The organism is Flavonifractor plautii ATCC 29863 (assembly GCF_000239295.1).
GTDB classification, from domain to species: Bacteria; Bacillota; Clostridia; order Oscillospirales; family Oscillospiraceae; genus Flavonifractor; species Flavonifractor plautii.
In genome coordinates this window covers 26,358-48,270 of record NZ_JH417807.1, presented here as the reverse complement: position 1 = coordinate 48,270, position 21,913 = coordinate 26,358, and the positions used below count along the sequence as shown (strand labels likewise).

Sequence of the window (21,913 nt, the reverse complement as noted above, 5' to 3'; positions counted from 1 at the left end):
GATTAAATGAGCATTAACATCTGGACAGACTCCATGCAACACGCAGCGTTGCTTGGAAAACCTGTGCTGTTCACCAACTGGCTGATTCAGCGGGATATCATTCCTGATGGGTGGTACTGCTATGACCTGCGGGGGACACATAAATCTCCCAGCACCCGAACCACTCTGGTGGATCATGCCGCTGACTATCATGCAGGAACCGTACTTTCTCCAATCCCTTTAAAGCATGAAGGTACTGCTTCGCGCCGGGTCAACGGCACATTTTATCTGCTGGGAGAAGAAATGACGCTGGAGCAGTTTTGCGAGGAGCATGATCTGGCCTACCCCCAGGATAATCGTGAGTTTGTACTGCGCCCCGCCTCCCTGGATGAGGCGGGGCTGTTCTATTCCGAAGAAAAGCTGGACGAGGCACTGGGTACTGTAGGCCACCTCCGCATGGATTTCGGCCATGGTGAGAAGGAGTTCTGGCACACCTGGTGGCCCCATAACGAGGATAGGTTCAACACCCCGGAGTTCAAAGAGGTGCTGCAGCGATTTGTGGACGACCTGCGTCAGACTGGACTCCTGAAGAATCTGGGGGCCATGGACGCCTACTGCTGGCAGCATGGCGGCTCCATCACAGAGGACCGCAGGAGTTATGGCTATATTGCGGAAACAGAAAATTACCGTTTCTGTCTACGCTGTACTCCCTTTCCCGGCGAGTATCAGGGGTACCTCTATTGCTATGATCTTTGCCAGCAGGAGATGTACCGACAGGAACACCCTGTGGTAGGTCGGGTAACCTTCGCCAGCGGCGAACAGCAGGAGTTCACGGATTCCAAGGCGTTGCTCCAGGCCATCCGGGAGGAACTGCCCTTCCGCAGCACAACCGGCTTCCGCTTTGAAACGCTGACAGACGATCCGGAGGTCAAAAAAGCGGTAGACGATATCCTGTTGGATTTTGCCGGTGAGGACAATTCACGCCGTACCTGCAACTATGGACTGACTGAAACTGGGAAGCAGGCTCTTAGGAAAGCCGCAGATCCCAGCATTCCCCACACCTATGCCTGGTTTGTCATGGCGGACACCAATACCCCGCAGGAGATAATCAGGCAAGATCTGACTCTGGAGGAAGCAATCCAAATCTACCAGGACAGCAATACCAGTGAGAAACGGCTGGGCGTTATTAAGGACGGTATCGCCACAGTGGACTTTGTTCATTTCCAGAGCGGTGAACAGCAATTCTTTACGGATCACGAAAAACTGGAAAGCTTCCGGTCGGACCTCGTGGTGGCGGAGGCGATGGAACGGCTCTATCAACAATTAAATCAGCCGGATATTGGGATTAGAATGGGAGAGATGTAAATGCAAAGCGTACCGAGAGAGTGGCTGGACTTCTTGCGGCAGCAGTTCCCCAAGGATTCCCGCATCCAACTCACAGAGATAGGCGGTAATCCCCGGCCCATTTCCCCCGGCAGTACCGGGAAACTGGATTATATCGACGATGCCGGGCAATTCCATGTAAAGTGGGACAATGGATGTACCTTGGCTCTGGTGCTGGGAGAAGACCGATTCTCGGTCTATCTGCCAGAGCCTCAGACATTCAAATTGTATATGCCGCTCACAGCGGACTTCTATGGACGGGACGAGTGGGGGGATATGTCAGAGGACGGTGAGGAGTGGGATGGCCGCACCCTCATGGATTATGAGGGACAAATTCTGTCCGCTCTGGTAAAAAACCGGGTACCAGAGGAAAACGAGAGCGGCCTCATGCACTGGTACGGTGAGGACGACAGTGTAGATCACAAGGTCCGCTCGGCGGTGTTTACTGTTGAGGTCAGGAATCGCCAGCTCTGGGGTGTAGCGGAGTGCCGGGTGGCCGGAGAGCTGACTCCGGAAGAGCTTACCATCTTAAAAGAGTACCTGGGTGGACAAGCCTCTGACGGATGGGGCGAAGGCTTCGAGCAGCGCCCCATCGAGGTGGACGGCGGCGAGCTGTATGTCCATCTGTGGCAGCCTGATGATTGGAGCATCCAAACCGAACAGGAACGGTTTGCCCCCAAGGTGGCCGAGGGGTTGCCGGAACTGTGCTTCTCCACCCTGCGGACCACCGGACAGCTTATCTGCATCAAACGGGGTGAAACTGGCTACTACCCCTCCGACTGGGATACCGGCGACAAGGAAGGGAATGTGGAACTGGCGGATGAGTTGAACGAAGACCTGGGCGTCACCCCCATCCAGCGGCAAGCTATGGAGATAGGAAGCATGGCTGGGTGGGATGTGCCTGGTGCTGACCCCAAACACTATGAAGAGTCATACTCGGGACAGACAAGTTGTGCAAACTTTGAGCAGAAACAGTAAAATGGGAGGATTTTGTAATGTCGCAGCAAAAGCAGGCCCCACTTCCCCGGCAGGAGTTTCAAGAGTGGCTGGAAAATGCCGCTGTGCCAGTTTTAGTTCTGCAAAAGGGCAAGCATTTGGGCTCAGTAGTGAAAGTTCCCGCAACGCCAGAGATTGATTACCTCTTTGGATGCGAAACATTTTATGGAGAGAGGATCAGCTGGAGCGACCGTTTGGAGTTCTGCGGCCTGTACGACCGGCAACACCAGGCGCTCCATCTTCTGGATGACCCCCTTCCCAACTTTGTCTCCGGACTGACGGAAGAAGAATGCCAGGATTCTACGGCGTTTGGGAAGCGCATCGCTCAGGAGGTCGACCGCTATGTTGAGGCGGCCATTTCCAATGACCGAAGTCGCCTCTCTGTCAGGGAACTCACCAGTGAGAGGAACATCAATTCATACCGGTATTACAAGGGAACCGAGGCAGGGCGGGAGGCAGCTTCCCTCGTTTTTTCTGGGGAGAAACCCGATGTACAGTTTCACAGTGAGTATTATACATCCTTGACAGAAGACACCCTGCTCTCCTACCTCAAATCCCCGGAGGATTATATAAAAACAACTGCGGAACAGTATATGCGGGACAACCAGGAGGAATTTCTGGCGCAGTTTCTAAAGAAGGATGCGTTGCTGGCAGAGTATCAGATGCTCAGCCAGGACAGCGATGCACCGGTCTATCGGATGCGGGCGATTACAGATGCCCTCCAAAAAAGTGGCGCAAAGGCGGTCAATGTCACGGTACAGAAGGACGGAGTGGAACTGACCTTCAAAACATCGGCTGAATCCCTGAAAGGGCTGAAGTCTCAGTATTCCACATGGTACATTGCTCCGTCAGACCGCCTGCAGTTCAGGCATCTTTTTGGCGCTGGCTCCGACTACTCCGCAGAGGATATCATCCGCATCGCTTATGGCCGAAGCACACTCTATGAGGCCCCTTCCGCTCCTGCAGAAGATATTGAGATGCAGGGAATGAGTTTATAGAAAGAGGCGTATAAAATGGATCTTGATGGGAGAACGCGGCAGTTTTTTTCGGTATTGTCGGAGCGGTTAAAGGAAAAGGGCTTCTCCTCACGAATTGCCGATGACGGATGCCTGGCAGTGAAATCGAAAAAGATGCGAGGCAAAGAGCAGACACAGTGCTCTGTGGGAAAGGATGGCGAAGTATACTGCCGCTCCGTGGATTTTGCGAATATTTCTCGGAAAAGAGACTTGGAATCCATATTGGAAACCGTGAACGAAGTTCACTCAGACATGGAACCGCCCGAGGCTCCTGAGCAAGAGTCTACACAGGGAGGGATTACTCTTGGATAAGACAATTTTCGAGGTGGAGATCAGCAACAGTGGACCTAAATCTTATGAGACGGCCACGGTAATGAAAATGCCAGCATCCTTTGCGGAGTTCAGCGACGCACTCCAAAAGGCGAGAATCAAAGACGGTAGCTTCTGCAAAAATGAGCTAACCTGCATCCATTACAATGGCCTCACGCATGCCATGATTGGGTGGAATGCTAATCTATACGACCTAAACCTGTTTGCCCAGCGATTGGCCTCACTGACAGAGGAGCAGAAAAAAGGGATGGATGCTCTTTTGAAAATCAAGCAGAATCACCGCGTCGCTCCCATTCCGCTGAACCAATTGATTAACCTGACCTACAATACCGATATCTGCTGTTTTGCGCCCCGAGTTTCCAATCATGAAGAACTGGGGGCGTTTTTATACGCAAATGAAATGCTCTCAAATGAGGCTATGGCTCTGCTTGACACCACAGAGGAGGGCAGCGGCTTTCGGGAAAGACTGCTGGAACTGCTGGGAGAACAGCATCAGGAGGATCATGGCGGCGTGTTCACCGACTTCGGCTATGCGGAACTGGGTGGAGAAATCAAGGACATCTATGTGTGCCAGTCCAATGAAACGGCTTGCTTCCATCGCTCCGATGCTCCGGTGGTGCTGGAGGTGCGTAAGGGATTTTTCAATGACCCAAGCTATGATAACGACAAAACCGCAGTGCTGAATCTTCCCGCAGCGGATGCCGGTATATGGAGAGCGGTGGAAAAAGTAGATGCCGCCTCAGTGGATGAATGTGCATTCCGCTGTGTGGATTGCCTGATCCCCTTCCTGCGGGATGCTATCAACAACGCTATCGACGATGAGGATGGCATTGAACAGGCCGACGAATTTGCCAAGCGGTTGGCTCAAATAGAACGGGAGTGGCCCGAATCGGATATGGTCAAGTATAAGGCGCTTTTATCCGTGGTTGACCACCCCAGTCTGCAGGACGCCACACGGTTGATGGGCGAGATTGACCAGTACGAACTCCGTCCCGAGGTAGCGCAGGCCTGGGGCTATGCGGAGATGATGTTCCGTGAGAAGTATTCTGCTTTACCAGAGGAGCTGTTCCAGACCCCGCAGGCGGCCCAGATCGGCCAGAAGATGCTGGATGACCGGCTGGGGGTTATCACAGAGTATGGTCTGATCCGCAGAAAGGACGGCCAGCCTCTCCCGGTATTTCAGCCGGAACAGGAAATAGGACAAGGACTGGAGATGATGTGAGCGATGTCAGATCAAAACGCCGCCCTCTTTGACAAGCTGGACGGCTTCTATGTTACAAAATCGGAGCATGACTGGCTGGAGCGGCGCTTTTCCAATATGACAGAGAAAGAAAAGATCCTGTTCCAAGGGGCGATGGAGTTGGAGAAGCCCCAAGAGATCGGCCATGTGATGCGGATTGCGTCCCAACTGGACTGTTACGACCTCTTCTATGGCGCGGGAGACGAGGCCGCGCTTGGAAAATTTGTCATGGAGAGCATAGAGTGTTCCTCGGATGCCGCCCGTCCATTCCTGAATGCGGAGCATTTGGGGGCCGCCTACCACCAGTCGCAGAATGGAGCCTTTTGTAACGGTCACTATGTGCGGAACATCAAACTGGCAGATCCCTTCGTAGAGGAAGATCCCACCCTCCAGCCGGTCGCCGGTGACTATGCCATACGAGTTAAACTGGCCAGCCGGAGCAATATGGAGGGGATTTGGGTTGGCTTCCCGGATTCCGGCGAGTATATCGACTCAAACCATCCGGACGAACTCCTGCTGGGGCTGGACTCGCTACAGGCAGAGAGCCTCAGCGAGTGCATCGCACTGGAGGTGGACTGCTGCCTGCCCCAGCTGACGGGTATTCTCGACCAGTACGACTCAGCCAGCGAACTGGTTCGCCATGCCATTGACTTCGGTTATGTTTGGGCGGAACAGGGTCAGGGGGCACCCCACTGGTTGGACAAATGGCAGGCGGTGCTGGAGCTGGAGGACTGCCACCGGCTGGATTTGGCTCTGGATCTCGCCCAGAATCTCCAGCACTATGAGTTCTTCCCCCGCGGCATGGACTTGGCCGCATACGGGCGGGAACTTGCGGTCCAAAACGGCGTGATCCCGCCCAGCAGACTGATAACAGACGCCTTTGACGGGGCTGCCTACGCAGAGGCCAATATGGGTCAATATGGCCTCTCGACCACCGACCACGGCTATGTAGCCTGGAACGGTGGAGAGCGCCGGTATGAGTATAGCCAGCCTGAGCACCACAGTCCCGCTCTGTCAATATAGCCGATCTATTGCCAAGTCACAAAAACCGCATCTGTCCGCTGCGGGAGCTGGGGGTGATTCGATGAAGTAAAAACAGGATATAGAATATGACACAGGGGCCGTTTTCCGAAAGGGGAAAACGGCCCCTTCTTTTTTATGCCCTTTTTCGGAAAACAGGCCCGGAAAGGAGGCATTCATGGAGAAAGAACGGCTGGCGGAATATCTGGAGCAGTACCACATGGGAGCTCTCAACGCCGCCACCAGCCGGGAGTTGGAACTGACCTTCGGCATCAAAGGGATTCAGGTTCGACACATGGTCAATGCCCTGCGGCGGGATGGCGTCCCCATCGCCAGCAACGGGAGTGGATACTTCTATGCCGCCACGGACCAGGAGGTGCGGGCCACCATCGCCCATCTGACCAGGCGGATCAGCGGAATCGCGGCCGCCATCCGGGGACTGGATCGGACTCTGGAGCGAGAGGATACCGCACAGACCCGCCTGCCGCTGGATGGGGGTGATACGCCCTGAACAGTTTCATGTCCTGGATTGGAGGCAAGAAGGCCCTGCGGGAGTTGATCGTCCGGCTGTTCCCCCTCTACTATGAGCGGTACATTGAGGTGTTCGGCGGCGGGGGCTGGGTACTGTTCCACAAGCCTCCCGGCAACGACTTTGAGGTCTACAATGACTTCAACGGCCTGTTGGTCAACCTGTACCGCTGTGTGCGGGACAAACCGGAGGAGCTGATGGAGGCTCTGCGGTATGTACTCAACGCACGGGAGGACTTTGACCGCATCCGCTCCGCCTTGGCGCGGGACAGCCCCGCCAGCGATGTCCAACGGGCGGCATGGTTCTATCAGCTCATCCGCTACAGCTACGCCTCCGGGCTGACCAGTTTTGGCAGCCAGCCCCACGATATGCGGAGCAACTTTCCGCTCATTGAGCAGGCCCACCGGAGGCTTGCCAAGGTGGTTATTGAGAACAAGGACTTTGAAAAACTGCTCCGTCAATATGACCGGCCAGTGAGCTTTTTCTATCTCGACCCGCCCTACCATGCCACCGAGGGGTATTACCAGAACATTGGTGAAGACGGTTTCACCGAAGCCGACCACATCCGCCTGCGGGACGCCCTGATGCGGATCGAGGGCAAATTCCTGCTCTCCTACAACGACGACGCCTTTGTCCGCGGGCTGTACGACAGGCCAGGCATCTACCTCATGGAAACCACCCGTATCAACAACATCAAGCAGAGGTACGACAATGGGGCTCAGTTCCCGGAACTGCTTATCGCCAACTATGACCTGCGGGAGCGGAGCCGGGCGGTTCCCTCTCAAATGACGCTGTTTGACTGGAACGGGGGTGAGGCAATTGGATGAACAGCTCTCTGAACTGGAAAAGCTCCAGCAGGCGGCTCAGCTGATTGAGGAAATGAGTCAGGGCCGCCTTCAGGTCTGCCCCAGCGTAGTGGGTCAGGTCTATATCCGCCCGCAACACGATTCCAACTTGGGAATGGATATGCGGATCGACAGCATCCCCGGCCAGCCGCATTACCGAATCACCTTTACCGCGCAGCTCCGCCGGATGGGGACGGATATGGTTGCGGACGATCTTCGGGCACTGCTGTCCGAGGTTGGCCAGACCTATGCGCTGATGGCCGCCCTTGAAGCAAGGCGCTATACGCCGACAGGAGAAGATCTGACAGCCTTCCGGGACGGGCTGGCTGCCCAACAAGGACAGGAATGGCCGGGAGCATCCAATCCAGCCCGTTCTACAATTTCAATGTAATAAGGAGAAGAAGATGAAATTCAACAAACAGATAAACAATGGTACTCTTTTGATTCCCGGCGGAACGTTCAAGATCAGTGGCTTTGAGGGCGGAGAAAAGGTCGAGATCCACACGCTGGACAGCGCGGTGGTCGTTCTGAAAAAGCAAATGACCACCATGGAACTGATCCAGGCGATGGATGCCCTGCACCGGCTGGCCACGGAGCTCACCGTCCATCTGGCCAGAGTCTGTGGCACCTGTGATGACTGCGAGGATGGCTGCCCATTCGATGATCTGGAGGACGGTATGCTGGAACTGCCAGACTACCTGCGGGAAGAAGCCGGCATCCCTGCCGGGGCCAAGCTCTGTGTCTATGTGGATGACGAAGAAAAGACCGTCACCATTGCCGAGGCCGGATATGACCATGACCTGCGGGATGTGCCTCCCTACCTGCTGGAGATGCTGGGTGAAGCCGGAATCTGCCTGGGCGAGCTGGAGGAACAGCTGATGGTGGGGAATCTCATCTACGGAGAACGCACCGCATGCAATGGGCAGGAGGAACACGGCGATGAGTAAGATCCATACAACGGTTCGGGTCGGTGTAGACGGGTCTCTGACCCTGCCTGCATTTTTCATGCGCGGAATGGGCTATGAGCCGGGGGAAGAAGTTCCCATCACCACCCCAGCGAACCAGTACATCTGCGACTGTGACGCAAACAGCCTCCTGGTGACCAGAACCTGTGACGACGCTGAGTGTACCGGATACACCAGCAGCGGTATGGAACTCAATCTGCCCGCCGCACTGTTATCCGAGGCATCTATCCCCGTGGGAGAAGAAGTCGCGGTTCTGGCCGCGGATGGAGCGCTCATCATCGTCCCCTCAACGGAGGAACTGCGGGAGCTTTCGGTGGAGCTTTGCTGCCTGCTCAATGAGCTGGGCATCAGCCCGCTGACGATCCCCCCAGCGGGCAAATGGCGCCTGCCGTAAAGGAGGCAAGATGGAACAGGATATCTACCTCTATCCCGGCTCACAGTCAGAGGCCCACAGACTTGGGGAAGCTGCGCTCTGGGATGCAAGTTTCCACGCCAATGTATCCTGTGCGCGGGACATCGAAGCCGTCATCCGCGTCTATGGCGACGGCCGCAGCGCATTAAAGCCGGAAGCATCCCAAATGGTGCTGAAACGGTGGGGCTTCAAGCGGACCAATTTCGTCCTGGCCAACACGATGGAAAGGCTGGGGCCTTACAAGGAGCAGCTCAGCGCGGAAAACCAAGAATGGCAAAAGAAAACCTATGTCCCACCCGATGATGCCCATAACCGTTATTTTGAAGTGGACACCGCCCTGGCGTATCTGGACGCATTTATCAGTCAAGTGAGGGAGGCATACGGCAAGCTGGAACTATTTGGGCCGGAGCACTGCGAACCCAACTCCTATGAATCTCTGGACTATGAGGGCCGGGTGTTGGTGCTCAGTCCAGACACCCTCAAGGAGTCCTGCTGGACGCCCCAGAACCAGCTCTGGCTGGCCCATGACGGCTTTGGATGCAGCCCCCACGCTGTCGTCCGGTCTATCCGCTGTACCTGCCTGGGCGATGGAGAGCAGACCAGATGGAACCGCACAGACTTCACCGGCGTTCTGAAAGAGGAATTCCTCCCCGGCTGGGCCAGAGAAAAGCTGGAGGAGCTTCAAGGGCAGAACGCAGGCATGGGAGGGATGGAAATGACTTAACCGCAGAAAGGAGATATGCCGCCATGCGAAGTGTGGAAATGAAAAATCGATGTCTGCTCTACTATGGGAATCCAGTGGGCTATAGGACAGAACAAGGAGTGGTGGCGGACTCCATGTTCCGCCGTGAGGAGTTGGAGGACTGGCTGGCAAGGAAGGGGCTGGCTGTCCGGTGGGAGGACGGCATCTATGACCGTCTCTCCAGCGGTGGATACCAGAAGGCAGCAGACAACGGGCCAGCCCTGAAATCCTGCCGTATCTGGCAGCTCGGCCCCTCAGCTCCCGCCGCCATGCGCTTCATTGGGCTGGACCGCATGAGTGGTGAATATGGCGGACCTGACCTTACCCGTTACCAGGCAGTGTTTGACGGCACTGTCAGCACCAACAGTCTGGATGGGATTTGGGAGGCATTCTGTCGCAGGTCCCTGGGCAGCGACGGACAGCCGCTGGCCATCTCAGACCTTGTCGAACTCTACGACGATTCCGGCAGCGAGTTCTACTATGTGGACCGCACAGCTATCGTCCCCGTCCAACTGAAAACCCCGGAGCAGGAATCAGGCATGACCATGACCCTGTGACCCAAGAGCGGAAAAGCCACTTATTTTTTATATTCATAAAAAGGAGGAACACACCATGGCAAAAGCGCAGACCACAAGTGAAAACCACCAGGGAGAGGTTTCCCAGCAGGATACTCCTGTCCTTCCCATGCAGTATGATGTCCGTATCCACTCTATCCAGTTTGACGGTCCCTGCCGGGCCACCGCATCGCTGAACATCAACGGCTGTTTTGCCGTCCGGGGCGTCAAGCTCATGGAGGGCAGCAATGGGCTGTTTGTATCCATGCCCGGCCAGATCAACAGCAAGGGTGAAATCAAGGACATCTGTTTTCCGTACACACGGGAGGCACGCGCCGAACTGGAATCGGCTGTCGTGACCGCCTACCAGCAGGCACTGACGCAGGGGATGAACCGCTCTCCCCAGTCCGCGCCGGACCCCACGGCACAGCAGGCTCAGAAGATGGGTATGTGACCCACTGACCACACAACAATCAACAATCTAAAATTTTGAGGAGGAACTCTCTATGAAGAAGATGTTCAACAAGATGTCCAACACCGTGAAGGCGATGACCTGCAAGGCCCACTGCGCCATGACCTGTGCCCGTGCCCGCCTTTCCGCCCCTCTCTGCAACACTCGCGGCGAGGGCTACATCGACACCGCCATCAAGATCCTGATTGCCGTGGTGCTGGGCGCCCTGCTCCTGGCTGGCCTCTACACTTTGTTCGGGGACACCGTCCTGCCCACCGTGACCGAGCGCGTGGAGGAAATGTTTGACTACAAGGGCTGATGCCCGGTGCAGGCGCTCTTGTTCCTCACGGCACTGACTGCCGCCTCCGCGGTGGACTGCCGTGAGCGCACGATTCCTGATTTTCTCTGCCTTTTAACCGCTGCGGCGGGGCTGATCTCCTTCAGCCCCGCCCAGTTTTTTGGAGTGCTGGCGGCTCTGCCCCTGCTGATTGCCGCCCTGATCCGGCCGGAGTGCATGGGCGGCGGCGACATCAAACTCACTGCTGCGGCCGGCTTCGTGCTGGGCTTTTGGCGGGGGATCTGGGGGATGGCGCTGGGTCTGCTGCTGGCGGTGCTGTATTTCTGTGCCGCCATGCTATTTCAAAAATTCATTCATCATCCGCTACCCGCAATGACACGGGCGGCGCTGCCGCTGGGACCGTTTTTATCCATCGGCTTTGCCGCACTATACTGTTTTGGAGGTTGACTGCTATGAAGAAGTTCCATGTAACGAGAAAGACTGTGCTCACCATCGTTGGCGTGACCCTGCCCCTGACGGCGGCCGCCATTCTTCTGCGCCGGCTGAAGCGGAGCAGAAGGGCCAGATCGGTCCGGGCGTAATGCCCGGACTTTCCGACCCAACATGAAATCAAGGAGGAAATGCCAGTATGAGTTTTTTGAAAAATCGCACCGTGGTCGGTGTAATCTGCATCCTGCTCTCCCTGCTGATCTGCTTCGGTCTGACCCCGCTGTTCAACCAGAGCGTCAGCCAGAAAGCTGAGATCGTGCGGGTAGTCCAGCCCATCCGGGCCGGCGATGAGATCACCGAGAGCATGGTCCAGACCGTGGAGGTGGGCGGCTATAATCTCCCAGAGGATGTCCTGCGGCAGAAAGAGAGCGCCGTGGGTAAATACGCTACTGCGGATCTGGCTGTGGGCGACTATATCATCCCTTCCAAACTCTCAGACGCCCCAGCAGCGGAAAACGCCTACCTGTACAGCCTGGACGGGAGCCAGCAGGCCATCTCCGTGTCCATCAAAAGTTTTGCGGAGGGGCTCTCCGGCAAACTGCAGAGCGGCGACATTGTGTCGGTGATCGCCCCGGACTACAAGCAGCAGGGCCAGACCGTTGTCCCCGCTGAGCTGCAGTATGTGGAGATCATCAGTGTTACCGCCTCCTCCGGCTATGACGCCAACACCGGTGAGCCTGTGGACGAGGAGGATGACAAGGAACTGCCCGATACTGTCACCCTGCTGGTGTCCCCCGAGCAGGCCAAAGTGTTGGCCGAGCTGGAGGCCGAGGGGACCATCCATCTGGCGCTGGTCTACCGGGGCGACCGGGAGAATGCCGACAAGTTCCTGACCGCTCAAGACGAGATCATTCTGGAATTGTATCCCCCGGAGCCGGGCCCCGAGGAGAAACCACAGGAGAATCCCGCAGAGTCCGAACCCGCCGCTGACTCCAGCGAAACCGCAGAAACGGAGGCGCCCGCGAAACCCGAGGAGGTGGCCTGATGCTGAACTTCAAGAAAGCGGGTATTTTTTCCCGAGGAAGTGGCCAGGAGGACGCCTGTGAGCAGGAGGACCAGAGCGGCGGGGTGCTGGCGGTGTGGGGCAGCCCCGGCAGCGGCAAGACCACCGTGGCCGTGCGGCTGGCCAAGTATCTGGCCGACAAGCACCGGAATGTGATCCTCCTTCTCTGCGACATGACAGCCCCAATGCTTCCCTGTATCTGCCCGGCGGCAGATCTGGAGTATGAGCGTTCCCTCGGGAGCGTATTGGCCGCCGCCCATGTGTCGGAGAATCTGGTCAAGAACAACCTGGTCACCCACAAACGCCTGGGTTACCTCACCGTGCTGGGGATGCTCAAGGGAGAGAATGAGTACACCTACCCGCCTTACAACGAGGTGCAGGCGCGGGAGCTCATTGACTGCCTGCGGGAGATCGCCCCCTATGTGGTCATTGACTGCGGCAGTTACATCGCCAACGACATCCTCTCCGCTGTGGCGCTCATGGAGGCGGATTCCGTCCTGCGGCTGGCCAACGCCGACCTCAAGAGCATCAGCTACCTGTCCAGCCAACTTCCCCTCCTGCGGGATGCCAAATGGGATACGGACAAGCAGTACAAGACCGCCAGCAATGTAAAGCCCCAGCAGGCCGGGGATCACATGAGTCAGGCGCTTGGGACAGTGGCCTTCACGCTGCCCCATTCGGCGGAGCTGGAGGGACAGTATCTGGCCGGCAACCTGCTGGCGGACCTATCCATGAAGGACAGCCGGGTATTCCGCAAGGAGATCGAGAAGATTGCCAGGGAGGTGTTTGGGTGTTAGGCGAGAAGCGAAGTCAGTCCCTGTTCACTCCCAAAGCGTCCGCTGAGAAAGCCGCCGCAACACATATCACGACAGGTCCGGACGGGCGGAAGAAAGAACTTCCCCTCTATTTCGGCCCGGACTGCCCGGTAAGCGGCAATATGGGTCAGAATCAGCATGAAGCCGGCGTTGGAGAACCCCAGCCCGCGGATGAGCCGCTGCGTCACGCCCCAGCTGATGATGGGACAGGGGTTGAAGCTGATCCCACAGATAGCGTGAACATGGCGGAGGATCTCCCCAGGCGGTCCCTGAATACAGAGTCTGCAGGCGGCTATCGGGCGCATTCTCTCTTCTTCACCCCGGAGAATGAAGGGCAGGATTTCAACACCGTCCTGCAGGATGTGCAGGAATATATCTCCGGCAAGTATTCCGCCCTCATCACCGAGGGCGGCGATGAAGACGCCAAGGCCCAGATCAAACGGTACATCACCAAATATGTGCAGGACCGGCGCATCGCGGTCAAAGGCTATTCCGGCGACCAGCTGGTGGACGCCCTCTACACGGAGATGGCCGAGTTCGGCCTGCTCACCAAGTACATCTTCGGAACCGGCATTGAGGAGATTAATGTGAACTCTTGGCGGGATATCGAGGTGTTGTACGCCAATGGCGAAACGGTCAAGCTGGAGGAACATTTCGACAGCCCTGAACACGCCGTCAATGTGATCCGCCGTATGCTCCATGTCAGCGGTATGGTGCTGGACAATGCCAGTCCCGCCGTCCTGGGCCATCTCAGCAAGAACATCCGCATCGCGGTCCTCAAGACCCCTTTGGTGGACGAGGATGTGGGCGTCACGGCATCCATCCGTATCGTCAACCCGCAGAATATGCAGAAAGAGGACTTCGTAAAAGGTGGAACAGCCACAGGCCCCATGCTGGACTTTCTGGCCGCCTGCCTGCGTTACGGCGTTTCCGTCTGCGTTGCCGGGGCCACCGGTTCCGGCAAGACTACGGTGGCAGGCTGGCTCCTGACCACCATCCCGGACAACAAGCGTATTTTCACCATCGAGAACGGCTCCCGTGAGCTGGACCTGGTGCGGGAGAAAGATGGCCGGGTGTGCAACAGCGTCATCCACACCATCACCCGTGAGAGCGAGAACGCCAAGCAGAATATCGATCAGGATATGCTGCTGGACATGGCCCTGCGGTACCACCCCGACATCATCTGTGTGGGCGAGATGCGGTCTGCGGAGGCGTATGCCGCACAGGAGGCCGCCCGTACTGGCCACGGCGTGTTGACCACCATTCATTCCAACTCATCCCAGGCTACATGGCGGCGTATGGTCACCCTCTGCAAGCGTAAGCACGAGATGGCCGACGATACCCTCATGGATCTGGTCACCGAGGCATTCCCCATCGTGGTGTTCGCCAAGCAGCTGGAGGATAAGAGCCGTAAAATCATGGAGATCATGGAGTGTGAGATCCTGCCCACTGGGGAGCGCCGGTACAACACCCTTTATCACTTCAAAATCGAAGAAAACCGGTTGGAGGACGGCAAATACCGTATTAAGGGCCGCCACGAGGCGGTCAACCCCATCTCGGAAAGCCTGCAGAAGCGGTTCATCGACAATGGTATGCCGCAGGAGGTGCTGACTCAGCTCGTGGGCAAAAAGTCCGCTCCCTCTAAGGGTAAGTCAGGCTCCAGTCCGGCAAAGGCAGGACAGGCAAAGCCCGCTCCGAAGACCAGGAGCGCACAGTCCAAGCCGCCTGCCAAACCTGAAACCGGCAAGGAAGGAGGCGAATCTGTATGAATCTGATCCAGTTGATTGCCTGTATAGGGCTGATCACAGGTTGTTTTGTCCTTTTACACATCTCCCCTATGGACTTCACTGAAGGGGTCTTCCGCAGAATCACCAGTAAGCCCAAAAGCATCCGGTCGGAGGTTAATGAGAGTACACGGCGCAAAAAGAAATCCTTTCTGCGCCGGGAAATCGAGGAGACACAGACCATTCTGCGGATGACTGGCCGGGCCGCCAAGTTTCCCATGGTGTGCGCCCTGTCCCTGCTTCTTTTTCTGGTAGGGGCCGCCTTCGCCCTGACGCTGGGCAACCTCTTCCTGGTGCCGGTGCTGGCGGTGGGCATGATGTTCGTGCCGTTCTGGTTTATCCGTCTGACCGCAAATCACTACAAAAAGAACATCGCCGCTGAACTGGAAACCGCCCTCTCTATCATCACCACAGCTTATCTCCGCAATGAGGACATCCAGACGGCAGTGGAGGAAAACATTGACTATCTCAACCCGCCCGTCCGGAGTGTGTTTGTGGAGTTTCTCACCCGGATCAAGCTGGTGGACCCCGATGTGGACGCCGCCCTCCAGGACATGGGGACGAAGATCGACAACGCCGTGTTTCGGGAGTGGGTGGCCGCTCTGCTGACCTGCCGACACGACCGGGGGCTCAAGACCATCCTGACTCCCATCGTGGCTAAACTCTCCGATATGCGGATCGTCAACGGTGAGCTGGAGAATCTGGTGTTTGAGCCCCGCAAGGAGTTTATCACCATGCAGGTGCTGGTCATCGGCAATATCCCGTTGCTGTACTGGCTCAATCAGGACTGGTACGATGTCCTGATGCACACCCCGCTGGGGCAGGCGCTGTTGGCGATCATTGCCGCTGTGATGTTCATCAGCACCGCAGCGGTCATCAAGCTGACCCAGCCCATTGAGTATCGGAGGTGATCCTCATCAGTAACCAGGAAAAGGGATATTTTATTACCGCAACGATCAACCATGGTTCCTATATTCCGGAGGCCCTCCATGTAGAACGCATCGATGACATGGCGCTCTATGATGGAGATTTTGAAGCAGCAAAGGCAGCGGAGCAGGATGGGGTCCGGCTCATCTATGGAATGGACGGCATTCCGGACGGTATCTATATTGACACCCCGGAAAACCGGGAACTCATCCGAAAGGGTTTGGGACTGTATCCTGACTATCGAAACTGGCGGGATGACTTTGATTCGTCATTTGTTGCGGAGTTAGATGTGATGCAATAATGCCATAGAAAGAGTGCCTTGTAATACAGCATAAGAAGAAAAACAGGGCCGGTATACATCTGTCGTGTACTGGCTCTGTTTTTATGTGGAGGTGAACAAAACAACCATGACTTTCCTTCTGTTTTTATTTGGCATATTCCTTGCACTGGGTATGTTTCTTTTGATGGCTGATCTGCTCAGACTCCCCCGTCTGGCCACCCAGCGTGCCATGCTCTCGGTGGGCCGCCAGGAGAAGAAGCAGGCCCGCAGTGTGGAGGCCCTGCTCATGGGCTGGGCGATCAAGCTGGCCCCACACATCCATATGGATGAGTATAAGCGGGGCCGTCTGAAAAATACGCTGGCCGCTGCTGGGCTGAACATGACACCGGAGGAGTACACCGCCTTTGCCATGGTCAAGACCGGTGCAGTGCTACTGGCGGTGATTCCGTGCCTGTTGATTTTCCCAATGTTGGCGCTGATAGTTGTTCTTCTGGCGGTGGCGGTTTATTTCAAAGAGATTCGCAGGGCGGAGGAAAAACTCTCTGCCAAGAGGGACGAGATTGAGGCGGAACTGCCCCGGTTCGTGGCCACCATCACCCAAGAACTGGCCGCCAGCCGGGATGTGCTGAGCATGATCGAGCATTACAAGCAAAACTCCGGTCCTGTTTTCTCCGCTGAACTGGATGTCCTCACCGCGGATATGCGTTCCGGCTCCTATGAGGCGGCACTGACCCGCTTTGAGGCCCGGTTCGACTCTCCGCTGCTTTCGGATATTGTCCGCGGACTCATCGGCGTGCTGCGGGGCGACAACGGAGTCCACTACTTTCAGATGCTCAGCCACGATATGAAGCAGTTGGAACTCCAGCGGCTCAAGGCAAAGGCCATGAAGATCCCGCCTAAGATCCGTGTATTCTCCTTTGTCCTGCTCATGTGCTTCCTGGTGACCTATCTGGCCATCATCATCTATGAAATCATCCACTCCCTGGGCGGGATGTTTTAAGAGAGGAGGCACCAAATGGACTATATGCAAGACTCGTTGAAGAAGCAGCCACTTACCGTTCAGGATTTTATCGCCGCTCATCCAGGGGAAGCATTTCATCTGATGACCCCTGGCGGATATGTGGATCTGACTGTGGCACAGGCGGCTGAACTGCTGACAGGACAAAGCATGTCCGGCCATCCGGGATGCCCAGGATACGACCGGGAGATGCCTGCGGAAGAACTTCTCCCCCAGGTAATCGCAAACTGCAATTACCATGAGGGAGCGTGGTATATCATCAGTGATCATTCCGAATTGGAACAAAGTAATGTCGGGATGGAGGTGACCATGTGCTGAAACAGATTTTAAGATCCCGACGCGGAGAGGGATACATCGATGTGTGCGTCCTGGTGCTCTGCGCCATGCTGGTGATCGCGCTGGCAGTGCAGGTCCTCCCAGCCTTTATTGCCAAACAGCAGCTCGATACCTTTGCCACTGAACTGGTGCGTGAGGCGGAAATCGCCGGCAGGGTCGGGCCGGAAACTGACCGCCGGGAACAGGCCCTGCGGGAGCAGACCGGCCTGGACCCGGAGATTGAATGGAGCGATACCGGCCGCATCCAGCTCAACGAGGAGGTCACGGTCACGCTCACTCATGAGATCGACCTCGGTCTCTTTGCCGGCTTTGGCAGTTTCCCCATCACCCTGCGGGCAGATGCCACAGGAAAGTCGGAGGTGTACTGGAAATGAACAGACTCCGGCAGATTTTGAAAGACCGGCGCGGCGTGGCCTTCCCCCTGATTATTGCCATTGTGCTGGTGCTGGTAATGCTGATGTGCTGCATCAGCGAATATTTCCGTCTGCTCATCGTGGCCCAGGGCGTCCGGGACGCGGTACAGGAGGCTGTGATCTCCACCGTCAACGACAACTATGACGATGTGTACCATGGCGTCCGGGAGGGCTACTCCGGCGCCTACCAGCCGTTGGCGGGAGACTTTGAGGAATCACTGGACTATGGCGATATCTATGGACGCCTGGACGATATCCTTGGGCTGACCTATCGGGGCGGCTACCACACCCAGTACACGGAGGATGGCGGCATGGAGTTCCGTGTATGGGGCCTTGATGTGGAGATCCGCAACGCGCCGTTCGCTTCCGGAGACAGCGCCGGTGACCGTTTTGTAGCGGACTGTGAAATTGAGCTGGAGGTCCCGGTATCCTTTGGCGGAGAACTTCTGCCGCCTATGCGGATGACAGTCAAAGTCAGCGCGGGCTACACGCCCCAGTTTTAATACTGTTTTCAAAAAGTTTTCTATTGCTTTGATAGACTTCTTGCCATGCTTGTGGTAGGGTTCGTGTTGACAAGATCCAAGAGGTATAGGAAAATGTGGGTAATAGTTTTTCTACGACGACCTACCCTCAACGGCTTGAAATCACACGGACAGTTTTACAAGAAGCATAACCGACAGAAAAAGGAGGAATCCAGACGATGAAAAATAGCACCAAGAAATGGCTGACTGTGGCCGGCTGCCTCGCCGTCTGCGTAGTGCTGGTTATTGTGATCGCAAGTAGCTTCAGCAAAGACAAGGTCACCGATGACCCGCTCCCGCCCAACAGCTCCCAGCAGGGCGATGTAGTGGTGGACCTGGACAGCAGTACCCCGCCTCCCGCAGAATCCGAGGATAACCAGAAGCCGGGAGATAATGTGACCGTTAACCCGGAAACCCCGGATGCCAGTACCAACACCGATGATGGAAACGGCGCGGATTTTACCGGCACAGAGCAGACCATTCAGCCGGACCCGGTCAAACCGGAATATACAGAGGATGAACTGAAGGACCCCACCAAGACGCCGGATGGGACTCCGGTCGAGGGTACTCCTGAGTCGCAGGATCACAACAATGTGACGCCTCCCCCTGAACAGCCCTCCACCAACACCAGTGGCGGTCTGCCTGGTTTCGATAATGTCCCCAATGCGGGAGAAAATCAGGGGGAATATCTTGACGATATGTATGAGAACGGGAATAAAATCGGCATCATGGGATAAGGACCAGGGCAAAAGGCACAGCTTCGGCTGTGCTTTTTGTTTTGCCAGAAAGGAGGAACAATGAGAAGGCTTTGGTGCATACTGCTCACATTTGCTGTTGTTCTTTGCATGTTCAGTCCGCTAACTGCCTTTGCCACTGGCGAAGGCAACATTGACGGTGGCGGTGGGAATATGGGTGACGCCACCAGCCATGGCTCTTGGAATCCTGGGAATGAGGGCGTTCGAGTGACCATCGTGCGTTCCAGCGATCATGCGGTAGTTTCAACTCCCTTTGACCTTACGAACAAAGCGCCATCTTCTTCTATCTACCATTTCGGAAAAGTAAGCAAGATTCAATACAACAATGGTACAGGGTTGTCGCCAGTCCAAGGCGGATATACCTATAAAACTCCAAGTCAGGCAATTCCTCGAATTATTAGTACCAATGGAAAAAATAACATTGAAGCAATCAAGAGTTATTTTACGGATGAGCAAGTAATTCGAGTAATCGCAGAGCAGGCTGGCATGAACTATGAAACACTTATCGGCGGCGAGTATAAAATTCTGCTGGAACCCATCGCCTATTATAAGTTCGAAGGTGTCATGATCGCTACAACAGCGACCGAAGCTGCTCTCTATGATGAGGTGGTTGGAGGACAGCTCCGCTATTGGATGGGATCGCTGACCGCTAAAAACCTCCCGCTGTCCATGTTCTTGGAAACGCCCGATTTAGGCTACCCTGCATGGTCCGGCCCCACCAATAAGAATGTGTCCAACTCGGACATCAAGTCCTCCCTTGGGCTTGGTATCGTCCGCTTTGAGGAGCAGCCGGAGGAGCCGGAGATCAGCACCTATGACTATGAATACCGAACCAATACCGAGGTCATCACGGCGGTAGAGGTCAGCGGTGGCCAAAGTGACCCGGATGATCCGGTCACTGTACGGTTCCATATTGATGGGACGACCTATACGGTCAGCAATGTCTACTACCCGGACGGAGATTCCCAATTGGCCTGGGTACGCTGGACTACACCGGACGAGCCGCAGGACATGACCATCGATGTGGATGTATCCGGCCCAGGATCAGCACAGGCCACCATCCACTGTAAGATCGTAGATCTGGACGAGAATCCGCCGCCCAATCCAGTAGCAGATGACCGGAACGACTCCTTCACACCCTCCCCGGTCCCAGACCGGCCGGAGAAAACCTCGGCCCAGTGGACCATTTGGGACCCATGGTGGCAGGAGTATTGGGTATGGCATGGCGATGATGAGGACGGATACTGGTGCGACCACGGCTGGTGGGAATTTGATCTGGACCGCTACAGTGCCAGCCTTTCCGCCGACATGGAAATTACCCCAGATGAGAAGAACCCCACCGCCAGCGGCAACAGCATGAAGTCCGGCTATGGCGTAAATCAGGTCGTCACCGCCAGGGTGAGCAGTTCCCAGAGATCGGCCACGACTGCCCTGCAGAACGCAGTCAGCTACTTCCCGGAATTTAACTATGAGTCGTTCTGGAGGCTGCTGGACCGCATCTCTATCAGTTCCTCGTCCTCCCGGCTGGAGTTCCAGAAGAACGAGTATAGCACCTATAACCGGCGTACCCATTTCACTCCTATCTGGTACCCGGATGGCTCCTATACGGTCAACACCTGGGTCATTGACTGCTGGACCCCGGCAGGGATGCTCTCGGTCAACCTCACCGATTCACTGAATATCCGGGGCAATCTATGGGACGATTGGCATATCGCTCCGCTTGATCTATAGGCGGGAGGTGAAGCCATGGGATACATCCGACTGGATGAGCAGCCTGGCGAGGTCTACCACTACACGCACCGAAAGAATCTGGACAGCATCCTGCGGGATGGCCGAATCAGGCGTATGGGCGATAGGGAGTGCTGGTTTTGCGCCTCTTTGGAGGATACCCTGACGCTCATGCGGGCCACGGTCATGATGGAGGGAAAGCCCTACTATAAGGTGGGCGGCAGCATCGGCCGCTATCCCAAGTTTGTGCCGGAGGACTATGTGATCCTTCGGCTAAATCCCCGCTTTCAGAAAGGTGAATGGGTACAGTGGATGCAGGATATGCCTCCAGAATCGCCGCCCGAACTGCTGAAGGCCGCCGAAACATTCAGTAACCTGAAACTGGGCTTCCGGGGAGATTTGAAGTTCCAACAGAATCCAGAGGTCATTGAAGTAGCCCCACTGGTCGAGGCTGCTCAAACGCAGTTTTTAGATATTTCTTTCTTGATGTAAAGAGGCGGTTGACAATGTGCAAAAAAGGGCCTCCGGCAGTATGGACCAAGGAGAAAATCGAAGAAGCCTTTGCGGGATTTGTAGAAAAGAACAGAAGGCTGCCAGTGGCAAGGGAAATGAAGCCTCAATATGGGCTGCCGACACGCAGAACATTTGAACGCTATATGGACATGACCGCCCAAGAGTATGCTGAACTTCGTTACCCCACGCTTCTCTCCGCAAGAGATGAGCGCCATGTTCAAACCGTCTTGGAATATCGGAACGAAGTACGTGAGTGGTCTATTGAGCGGCTTATGGAGGCGGAAAAGAACTTTTTTACAAAATGCGGGCGGTTACCTGAACCGTATGAATACACGGCTGAGAACGGTCTGCCTATGTACTCTGTCTTCTGTAGGTTAGCAAAGGAAGCGTTTGAAGAAATAATCCGGGCTCAGTTCCTGGAAACACAGGAACTGAGTGGACCTGTGCTCACGATGTAAGCATTCACAGTAACAAAATCAGAAAAGAAACGGGCCGTGGGAAAGTGCCTCGCGGCCTGTTCGGGATAGATCATCCATTCGCGGGAACACCCCTGCGGCCTTTCTTTTTTCAG

At 55.9% G+C, this 21,913-nt stretch carries 29 protein-coding genes; all 29 read left to right on the top strand.

What is annotated here, in order from left to right; all coding sequences use genetic code 11:
- Nucleotides 1-6: 6 nt before the first annotated feature.
- The 29 genes from HMPREF0372_RS12355 to HMPREF0372_RS12215 all read left to right on the top strand — a co-directional run bounded on the left by HMPREF0372_RS12355 (nucleotide 7) and on the right by HMPREF0372_RS12215 (nucleotide 21,800).
- Nucleotides 7-1,344, top strand: a complete 1,338-nt coding sequence (locus HMPREF0372_RS12355) for an LPD28 domain-containing protein (RefSeq protein ID WP_039997435.1) — start codon at nucleotides 7-9, stop codon at nucleotides 1,342-1,344.
- A complete protein-coding gene (locus tag HMPREF0372_RS12350) occupies nucleotides 1,345-2,340 on the top strand; it encodes a DUF4314 domain-containing protein (RefSeq protein WP_007492912.1) in 996 nt (331 codons plus the stop codon).
- A 17-nt stretch (nucleotides 2,341-2,357) separates the two neighbouring features.
- The gene (locus tag HMPREF0372_RS12345; protein ID WP_007492910.1) at nucleotides 2,358-3,356 is read left to right on the top strand and encodes a hypothetical protein; all 999 of its coding nucleotides are present in this window, start codon (nucleotides 2,358-2,360) and stop codon (nucleotides 3,354-3,356) included.
- A 322-nt stretch (nucleotides 3,357-3,678) separates the two neighbouring features.
- Nucleotides 3,679-4,926, top strand: a complete 1,248-nt coding sequence (locus HMPREF0372_RS12335) for a hypothetical protein (RefSeq protein WP_007492905.1) — start codon at nucleotides 3,679-3,681, stop codon at nucleotides 4,924-4,926.
- A 3-nt stretch (nucleotides 4,927-4,929) separates the two neighbouring features.
- Entirely contained in the window at nucleotides 4,930-5,967 is a 1,038-nt protein-coding gene (locus HMPREF0372_RS12330) for a hypothetical protein (RefSeq protein WP_007492903.1), read from the top strand.
- 175 nt (nucleotides 5,968-6,142) lie between these two features.
- Entirely contained in the window at nucleotides 6,143-6,475 is a 333-nt protein-coding gene (locus HMPREF0372_RS12325; protein ID WP_006874028.1) for a hypothetical protein, read from the top strand.
- 8 nt (nucleotides 6,476-6,483) lie between these two features.
- Nucleotides 6,484-7,320, top strand: coding sequence for a DNA adenine methylase (locus HMPREF0372_RS12320; RefSeq protein ID WP_007492898.1), 837 nt, complete (start codon nucleotides 6,484-6,486; stop codon nucleotides 7,318-7,320).
- On the top strand, nucleotides 7,304-7,729 hold the full coding sequence (locus HMPREF0372_RS12315; protein ID WP_230979291.1) for a hypothetical protein: 426 nt from the start codon (nucleotides 7,304-7,306) through the stop codon (nucleotides 7,727-7,729). The genes HMPREF0372_RS12320 and HMPREF0372_RS12315 overlap by 17 nt, the downstream gene beginning before the upstream one ends.
- 13 nt (nucleotides 7,730-7,742) lie before the next feature.
- The gene (locus HMPREF0372_RS12310; protein WP_007492895.1) at nucleotides 7,743-8,285 is read left to right on the top strand and encodes a hypothetical protein; all 543 of its coding nucleotides are present in this window, start codon (nucleotides 7,743-7,745) and stop codon (nucleotides 8,283-8,285) included.
- Nucleotides 8,278-8,697 (top strand): hypothetical protein, encoded by a 420-nt coding sequence (locus HMPREF0372_RS12305; RefSeq protein WP_007492893.1) that lies wholly within the window; start codon nucleotides 8,278-8,280, stop codon nucleotides 8,695-8,697. Before HMPREF0372_RS12310 ends, HMPREF0372_RS12305 begins: the two co-directional genes overlap by 8 nt.
- A gap of 10 nt (nucleotides 8,698-8,707) precedes the next feature.
- Nucleotides 8,708-9,439: a DUF3849 domain-containing protein gene (locus tag HMPREF0372_RS12300; protein WP_007492891.1), complete on the top strand. Its 732-nt coding sequence runs from the start codon at nucleotides 8,708-8,710 to the stop codon at nucleotides 9,437-9,439.
- A gap of 23 nt (nucleotides 9,440-9,462) precedes the next feature.
- A complete protein-coding gene (locus HMPREF0372_RS12295; RefSeq protein WP_039997432.1) occupies nucleotides 9,463-10,014 on the top strand; it encodes a YodL domain-containing protein in 552 nt (183 codons plus the stop codon).
- Nucleotides 10,015-10,069: 55 nt separating this feature from the next.
- Nucleotides 10,070-10,465, top strand: coding sequence for a SpoVG family protein (locus HMPREF0372_RS12290; protein WP_007492887.1), 396 nt, complete (start codon nucleotides 10,070-10,072; stop codon nucleotides 10,463-10,465).
- A gap of 52 nt (nucleotides 10,466-10,517) precedes the next feature.
- A complete protein-coding gene (locus tag HMPREF0372_RS12285; protein WP_007492886.1) occupies nucleotides 10,518-10,781 on the top strand; it encodes a DUF6133 family protein in 264 nt (87 codons plus the stop codon).
- Between the two features lie 6 nt (nucleotides 10,782-10,787).
- Nucleotides 10,788-11,207, top strand: coding sequence for a prepilin peptidase (locus HMPREF0372_RS12280; protein WP_007492885.1), 420 nt, complete (start codon nucleotides 10,788-10,790; stop codon nucleotides 11,205-11,207).
- 5 nt (nucleotides 11,208-11,212) lie between these two features.
- Complete coding sequence (locus HMPREF0372_RS21085; protein ID WP_007492884.1) at nucleotides 11,213-11,341, top strand: hypothetical protein; 129 nt, start codon at nucleotides 11,213-11,215, stop codon at nucleotides 11,339-11,341.
- Between the two features lie 47 nt (nucleotides 11,342-11,388).
- Complete coding sequence (gene cpaB / locus HMPREF0372_RS12275; RefSeq protein ID WP_007492883.1) at nucleotides 11,389-12,234, top strand: Flp pilus assembly protein CpaB; 846 nt, start codon at nucleotides 11,389-11,391, stop codon at nucleotides 12,232-12,234.
- Nucleotides 12,234-13,049, top strand: coding sequence for a P-loop NTPase family protein (locus HMPREF0372_RS12270; RefSeq protein WP_007492882.1), 816 nt, complete (start codon nucleotides 12,234-12,236; stop codon nucleotides 13,047-13,049). The genes cpaB and HMPREF0372_RS12270 overlap by 1 nt, the downstream gene beginning before the upstream one ends.
- Before the next feature lie 260 nt (nucleotides 13,050-13,309).
- Nucleotides 13,310-14,836 carry a CpaF/VirB11 family protein gene (locus HMPREF0372_RS12265; RefSeq protein WP_007492880.1) on the top strand — a complete coding sequence of 509 codons (1,527 nt, stop codon included), beginning with the start codon at nucleotides 13,310-13,312 and terminating at the stop codon, nucleotides 14,834-14,836.
- Nucleotides 14,833-15,762, top strand: a complete 930-nt coding sequence (locus tag HMPREF0372_RS12260; protein ID WP_007492879.1) for a type II secretion system F family protein — start codon at nucleotides 14,833-14,835, stop codon at nucleotides 15,760-15,762. Before HMPREF0372_RS12265 ends, HMPREF0372_RS12260 begins: the two co-directional genes overlap by 4 nt.
- Nucleotides 15,759-16,079, top strand: a complete 321-nt coding sequence (locus HMPREF0372_RS12255; protein WP_007492878.1) for a hypothetical protein — start codon at nucleotides 15,759-15,761, stop codon at nucleotides 16,077-16,079. The genes HMPREF0372_RS12260 and HMPREF0372_RS12255 overlap by 4 nt, the downstream gene beginning before the upstream one ends.
- A 106-nt stretch (nucleotides 16,080-16,185) precedes the next feature.
- On the top strand, nucleotides 16,186-17,058 hold the full coding sequence (locus HMPREF0372_RS12250) for a hypothetical protein (RefSeq protein WP_007492877.1): 873 nt from the start codon (nucleotides 16,186-16,188) through the stop codon (nucleotides 17,056-17,058).
- 15 nt (nucleotides 17,059-17,073) lie between these two features.
- Nucleotides 17,074-17,394 (top strand): hypothetical protein, encoded by a 321-nt coding sequence (locus tag HMPREF0372_RS12245; protein ID WP_007492876.1) that lies wholly within the window; start codon nucleotides 17,074-17,076, stop codon nucleotides 17,392-17,394.
- A complete protein-coding gene (locus HMPREF0372_RS12240; protein ID WP_414016161.1) occupies nucleotides 17,391-17,786 on the top strand; it encodes a DUF4320 family protein in 396 nt (131 codons plus the stop codon). The genes HMPREF0372_RS12245 and HMPREF0372_RS12240 overlap by 4 nt, the downstream gene beginning before the upstream one ends.
- Nucleotides 17,783-18,328, top strand: a complete 546-nt coding sequence (locus HMPREF0372_RS12235) for a TadE/TadG family type IV pilus assembly protein (RefSeq protein WP_007492872.1) — start codon at nucleotides 17,783-17,785, stop codon at nucleotides 18,326-18,328. Before HMPREF0372_RS12240 ends, HMPREF0372_RS12235 begins: the two co-directional genes overlap by 4 nt.
- 197 nt (nucleotides 18,329-18,525) lie before the next feature.
- Nucleotides 18,526-19,083 (top strand): DUF6550 family protein, encoded by a 558-nt coding sequence (locus tag HMPREF0372_RS12230; protein ID WP_007492869.1) that lies wholly within the window; start codon nucleotides 18,526-18,528, stop codon nucleotides 19,081-19,083.
- A 60-nt stretch (nucleotides 19,084-19,143) separates the two neighbouring features.
- Entirely contained in the window at nucleotides 19,144-20,832 is a 1,689-nt protein-coding gene (locus tag HMPREF0372_RS12225; protein WP_039997427.1) for a hypothetical protein, read from the top strand.
- A 15-nt stretch (nucleotides 20,833-20,847) separates the two neighbouring features.
- Nucleotides 20,848-21,321: a hypothetical protein gene (locus tag HMPREF0372_RS12220; RefSeq protein WP_007492865.1), complete on the top strand. Its 474-nt coding sequence runs from the start codon at nucleotides 20,848-20,850 to the stop codon at nucleotides 21,319-21,321.
- Nucleotides 21,322-21,335: 14 nt separating this feature from the next.
- On the top strand, nucleotides 21,336-21,800 hold the full coding sequence (locus tag HMPREF0372_RS12215; protein WP_007492863.1) for a hypothetical protein: 465 nt from the start codon (nucleotides 21,336-21,338) through the stop codon (nucleotides 21,798-21,800).
- Nucleotides 21,801-21,913: the final 113 nt, after the last annotated feature.